General features: G+C 42.1%; 3 tRNA genes and 3 rRNA genes. All 6 read left to right on the top strand.

Annotated elements, in window-relative coordinates:
• The first annotated feature begins 21 nt into the window (after positions 1-21).
• Positions 22-97 (top strand) — tRNA-Glu (locus tag L8T90_RS07710).
• A gap of 522 nt (positions 98-619) precedes the next feature.
• Positions 620-2,133: ribosomal RNA gene (locus L8T90_RS07705) — 16S ribosomal RNA — on the top strand.
• A 95-nt stretch (positions 2,134-2,228) separates the two neighbouring features.
• Positions 2,229-2,304 (top strand) — tRNA-Ala (locus tag L8T90_RS07700).
• 8 nt (positions 2,305-2,312) lie between these two features.
• Positions 2,313-2,389 (top strand) — tRNA-Ile (locus L8T90_RS07695).
• Between the two features lie 457 nt (positions 2,390-2,846).
• Positions 2,847-5,754 (top strand): 23S ribosomal RNA (locus L8T90_RS07690).
• Between the two features lie 291 nt (positions 5,755-6,045).
• Positions 6,046-6,162 (top strand): 5S ribosomal RNA (rrf, locus tag L8T90_RS07685).
• Together the 16S, 23S and 5S rRNA genes with 2 tRNA genes alongside form the textbook arrangement of a ribosomal RNA operon.
• Positions 6,163-6,358 lie beyond the last annotated feature (196 nt).

The following is a 6,358-nucleotide window of genomic DNA, read 5'->3' as shown; positions in this document are numbered from 1 at the left end:
CAACACGGGACACCACTTATTGACCCTTTCGTCTAGTGGCTCAGGACGTCACTCTCTCTGTGTGATAACAGAGGTTCAAATCCTCTAGGGGTCGCCATGAATGCATATCATGATCAAATGCAACAGATTAAAATTTACTTTTTTATATTTTTTTAATCATTTACCCATCACATGCCATAACACACACCTATAAAATCCACTCTATCTTTTCTCCTTCTCTTTTTTCTAAAAATAATTTTATTCCTCTAACAACTTCCTACTAGTCGCCCCCCCCCTTTTTTTTTCTTCAACCATAACTTACACACTTACACCACCATAATAACAAAATATAAACTCACCCTAAAACAAATTTCTTTAAATGTCTAATTATATTAATAAAACTTTAAGCTTTTATTGCTATAATTTCATTTCCTTTTTAAACGAAAGGGTTTTAAAAAGCTAAGACTTTTTGTCTTAATTTTTTAGTATTTGTTCTTTAAATTATTAATATTGTTAATCAAATCTTATAGTCAATCTTTGAAATCTAAATAAGTGATCGATTGAGCCAGAAAGATTTATTTTTAAATCTTAACAATCAACTTTTTCTTTGAAGAAAAAGATTAAACTTATCCAATTATTTTTTATGGAGAGTTTGATCCTGGCTCAGAGTGAACGCTGGCGGCGTGCCTAATACATGCAAGTCGAACGATGAAGCTTTTAGCTTGCTAGAAGTGGATTAGTGGCGCACGGGTGAGTAAGGTATAGTTAATCTGCCCTACACAAGAGGACAACAGTTGGAAACGACTGCTAATACTCTATACTCCTGCTTAACACAAGTTGAGTAGGGAAAGTTTTTTCGGTGTAGGATGAGACTATATAGTATCAGCTAGTTGGTGAGGTAATGGCTCACCAAGGCTATGACGCTTAACTGGTCTGAGAGGATGATCAGTCACACTGGAACTGAGACACGGTCCAGACTCCTACGGGAGGCAGCAGTAGGGAATATTGCGCAATGGGGGAAACCCTGACGCAGCAACGCCGCGTGGAGGATGACACTTTTCGGAGCGTAAACTCCTTTTCTTAGGGAAGAATTCTGACGGTACCTAAGGAATAAGCACCGGCTAACTCCGTGCCAGCAGCCGCGGTAATACGGAGGGTGCAAGCGTTACTCGGAATCACTGGGCGTAAAGGGCGCGTAGGCGGATTATCAAGTCTCTTGTGAAATCCAACGGCTTAACCGTTGAACTGCTTGGGAAACTGGTAGTCTAGAGTGAGGGAGAGGCAGATGGAATTGGTGGTGTAGGGGTAAAATCCGTAGATATCACCAAGAATACCCATTGCGAAGGCGATCTGCTGGAACTTAACTGACGCTAAGGCGCGAAAGCGTGGGGAGCAAACAGGATTAGATACCCTGGTAGTCCACGCCCTAAACGATGTACACTAGTTGTTGGGGTGCTAGTCATCTCAGTAATGCAGCTAACGCATTAAGTGTACCGCCTGGGGAGTACGGTCGCAAGATTAAAACTCAAAGGAATAGACGGGGACCCGCACAAGCGGTGGAGCATGTGGTTTAATTCGAAGATACGCGAAGAACCTTACCTGGGCTTGATATCCTAAGAACCTTTTAGAGATAAGAGGGTGCTAGCTTGCTAGAACTTAGAGACAGGTGCTGCACGGCTGTCGTCAGCTCGTGTCGTGAGATGTTGGGTTAAGTCCCGCAACGAGCGCAACCCACGTATTTAGTTGCTAACGGTTCGGCCGAGCACTCTAAATAGACTGCCTTCGTAAGGAGGAGGAAGGTGTGGACGACGTCAAGTCATCATGGCCCTTATGCCCAGGGCGACACACGTGCTACAATGGCATATACAATGAGACGCAATACCGCGAGGTGGAGCAAATCTATAAAATATGTCCCAGTTCGGATTGTTCTCTGCAACTCGAGAGCATGAAGCCGGAATCGCTAGTAATCGTAGATCAGCCATGCTACGGTGAATACGTTCCCGGGTCTTGTACTCACCGCCCGTCACACCATGGGAGTTGATTTCACTCGAAGCCGGAATACTAAACTAGTTACCGTCCACAGTGGAATCAGCGACTGGGGTGAAGTCGTAACAAGGTAACCGTAGGAGAACCTGCGGTTGGATCACCTCCTTTCTAGAGTACAAACTGATAAGTCTCACAACTATCAGTTCATATATAGACTCAATCATCCTTGTTTAGATTTCAAAGATTGATGAAAAGCTAATTTTGGGGAATTAGCTCAGCTGGGAGAGCGCCTGCTTTGCACGCAGGAGGTCAGCGGTTCGATCCCGCTATTCTCCACCATTTATTAAGGGCCTATAGCTCAGCTGGTTAGAGTGCACCCCTGATAAGGGTGAGGTCACAAGTTCAAGTCTTGTTAGGCCCACCATAAAAAAAGATTTGTTTATCAATCATATAATAAAGTTTTAAAACTTAAAGCAAGTATATAGCTAATAATAAAGCAGTAAATAAAGTAAAATACTTTATTGCTTATGTTTTTAAATTATTTAAACTCTTTATATATACTTTCTTTAGGTTTTAAGACCTAAGCTAAATAAATAATAGAATATTTTATATATTAGATTAATTATTTAATGTTATTTGAATTATCATTGTTAAGAGTCACAAGCAAGTTTTAATAAAAACAATTTTACAGGACTTGTTAAAGGATAAAATCTAACTATCTTTTCTTTAGCTTTTAGTTAAAGACAAGTTTTAAACTCACAGCTTAGTGAGACTAATATTTTTAGTTTTATTAAGTGTTTAAATGCTTTCCGTCTTAAGATAGTAAAGTCTTATCATAAAAACTTTAACAAGGAAGTGATGCGTTTTAGAATGAATTTAAAAGGTAAGCTATTAAGAGCGAATGGTGGATGCCTTGGCTGGTAAAGGCGATGAAGGACGTACTAGACTGCGATAAGCTACGGGGAGCTGTCAAGAAGCTTTGATCCGTAGATTTCCGAATGGGGCAACCCAGTATATAGAGATATATACTACCATAATGGAGCGAACGTAGGGAATTGAAACATCTTAGTACCTACAGGAAAAGAAATCAATAGAGATTGCGTCAGTAGCGGCGAGCGAAAGCGCAAGAGGGCAAACCCAGTGCTTGCACTGGGGGTTGTAGGACTGCAATGTGCAATAGGTGAGGTTAGTAGAACACTCTGGAAAGTGTAGCCATAGAGGGTGATAGTCCCGTATACGAAAACCAAACCTTAGCTAGCAGTATCCTGAGTAGGGCGGGACACGAGGAATCCTGTCTGAAGCTGGGTCGACCACGATCCAACCCTAAATACTACTACCAGACCGATAGTGCACAAGTACCGTGAGGGAAAGGTGAAAAGAACTGAGGTGATCAGAGTGAAATAGAACCTGAAACCATTTGCTTACAATCATTCAGAGCACTATGTAGCAATACAGTGTGATGGACTGCCTTTTGCATAATGAGCCTGCGAGTTGTGGTGTCTGGCAAGGTTAAGCACACGCGAAGCCGTAGCGAAAGCGAGTCTGAATAGGGCGCTTAAGTCAGATGCTGCAGACCCGAAACGAAGTGATCTATCCATGAGCAAGTTGAAGCTAGTGTAAGAACTAGTGGAGGACTGAACCGATAGGCGTTGAAAAGCCCCCGGATGACTTGTGGATAGGGGTGAAAGGCCAATCAAACTTCGTGATAGCTGGTTCTCTCCGAAATATATTTAGGTATAGCGTTGTGTCGTAATATAAGGGGGTAGAGCACTGAATGGGCTAGGGCATACACCAATGTACCAAACCCTATCAAACTCCGAATACCTTATATGTAATCACAGCAGTCAGGCGGCGAGTGATAAAATCCGTCGTCAAGAGGGAAACAACCCAGACTACCAGCTAAGGTCCCTAAATCTTACTTAAGTGGAAAACGATGTGAAGTTACTTAAACAACCAGGAGGTTGGCTTAGAAGCAGCCATCCTTTAAAGAAAGCGTAATAGCTCACTGGTCTAGTGATTTTGCGCGGAAAATATAACGGGGCTAAAGTAAGTACCGAAGCTGTAGACTTGATTTTATCAAGTGGTAGGAGAGCGTTCTATTTGCGCCGAAGGTATACCGGTAAGGAGTGCTGGAGCGAATAGAAGTGAGCATGCAGGCATGAGTAGCGATAATTAATGTGAGAATCATTAACGCCGTAAACCCAAGGTTTCCTACGCGATGCTCGTCATCGTAGGGTTAGTCGGGTCCTAAGTCGAGTCCGAAAGGGGTAGACGATGGCAAATTGGTTAATATTCCAATACCAACATTAGTGTGCGATGGAAGGACGCTTAGGGCTAAGCAAGCTAGCGGATGGAAGTGCTAGTCTAAGGTCGTAGGAGGTTATATAGGCAAATCCGTATAACAATACTCCGAGAACTGAAAGGCTCTTCAAAGTCTTCGGACAGCGAGGAGAATTGCTGATGCCGTCGAGCCAAGAAAAGTTTCTAAGTTTAGCTAATGTTGCCCGTACCGTAAACCGACACAGGTGGGTGGGATGAGTATTCTAAGGCGCGTGGAAGAACTCTCTTTAAGGAACTCTGCAAAATAGCACCGTATCTTCGGTATAAGGTGTGGTTCGCTTCGTATTAGGATTTACTCCGAAAGCGAAGAAACTTACAACAAAGAGTCCCTCCCGACTGTTTACCAAAAACACAGCACTCTGCTAACTCGTAAGAGGATGTATAGGGTGTGACGCCTGCCCGGTGCTCGAAGGTTAATTGATGGGGTTAGCATTAGCGAAGCTCTTGATCGAAGCCCGAGTAAACGGCGGCCGTAACTATAACGGTCCTAAGGTAGCGAAATTCCTTGTCGGTTAAATACCGACCTGCATGAATGGCGTAACGAGATGGGAGCTGTCTCAAAGAGGGATCCAGTGAAATTGTAGTGGAGGTGAAAATTCCTCCTACCCGCGGCAAGACGGAAAGACCCCGTGGACCTTTACTACAGCTTGACACTGCTATTTGGATAAGAATGTGCAGGATAGGTGGGAGGCTTTGAGTATATGACGCCAGTTGTATATGAGCCGTTGTTGAGATACCACTCTTTCTTATTTGGGTAGCTAACCAGCTTGAGTTATCCTCAAGTGGGACAATGTCTGGTGGGTAGTTTGACTGGGGCGGTCGCCTCCCAAATAATAACGGAGGCTTACAAAGGTTGGCTCAGAACGGTTGGAAATCGTTCGTAGAGTATAAAGGTATAAGCCAGCTTAACTGCAAGACATACAAGTCAAGCAGAGACGAAAGTCGGTCTTAGTGATCCGGTGGTTCTGTGTGGAAGGGCCATCGCTCAAAGGATAAAAGGTACCCCGGGGATAACAGGCTGATCTCCCCCAAGAGCTCACATCGACGGGGAGGTTTGGCACCTCGATGTCGGCTCATCGCATCCTGGGGCTGGAGCAGGTCCCAAGGGTATGGCTGTTCGCCATTTAAAGCGGTACGCGAGCTGGGTTCAGAACGTCGTGAGACAGTTCGGTCCCTATCTGCCGTGGGCGCAAGAAGATTGAAGAGATTTGACCCTAGTACGAGAGGACCGGGTTGAACAAACCACTGGTGTAGCTGTTGTTCTGCCAAGAGCATCGCAGCGTAGCTAAGTTTGGAACGGATAAACGCTGAAAGCATCTAAGCGTGAAGCCAACTCTAAGATGAATCTTCTCTAAGCTCTCTAGAAGACTACTAGTTTGATAGGCTGGGTGTGTAATGGATGAAAGTCCTTTAGCTGACCAGTACTAATAGAGCGTTTGGCTTATCTTATTTAAGCATCACTTCCTTGTTAAGGTTTTTAATAAAGCTTTGAGTGTTTTTATATGAAATATTTATATAAAGATTATGTTCTTAAGTTTATAAAATCTTACAAGTAAAGTTTATATTAGAACTTGCTCTTAACATTGTTTTTTAAGTATTCTAAAACAATAAAGTGATTTAGCTTAATAAAATATCTAAATATAAGAATAAGATGAAAGCTAAAATAAAAATGATTTTTATATCTAAATCTTATTGATTGTTTTTATTATGCTATATTAAATAGAATATTTAAATAACAATGTCCGTGATTATACAGATGTGGAGACGCCTTGCTCCATCCCGAACCAAGAAGCTAAGCACATCGTGGGTGATGATACTACGCCTTACTGGCAGGGGGAAAGTAGCTCATTGCGGACTTGTTAATTCTCTTATTATTCTTACTTTGTATATAATCTTATGTTTATTTTTATTGTTAGTTATTATTATTTTATAAAATTTGGTTTTATGCGTTGTTTTTGCTATTTATTAGTTATTCTATTTTATTTTTGAATTTTTATGGTTTTATATGCTATTTGATTATTTATTGTCCTAATCCTTGGTTTAGTTTATTTTT

Source organism: Campylobacter sp. RKI_CA19_01121, assembly GCF_025771295.1.
Classification (GTDB): Bacteria; Campylobacterota; Campylobacteria; order Campylobacterales; family Campylobacteraceae; genus Campylobacter_D.
The sequence above is the reverse complement of the archived record's forward strand: the minus strand, read 5'-3'. Positions and strand labels throughout refer to the sequence as shown.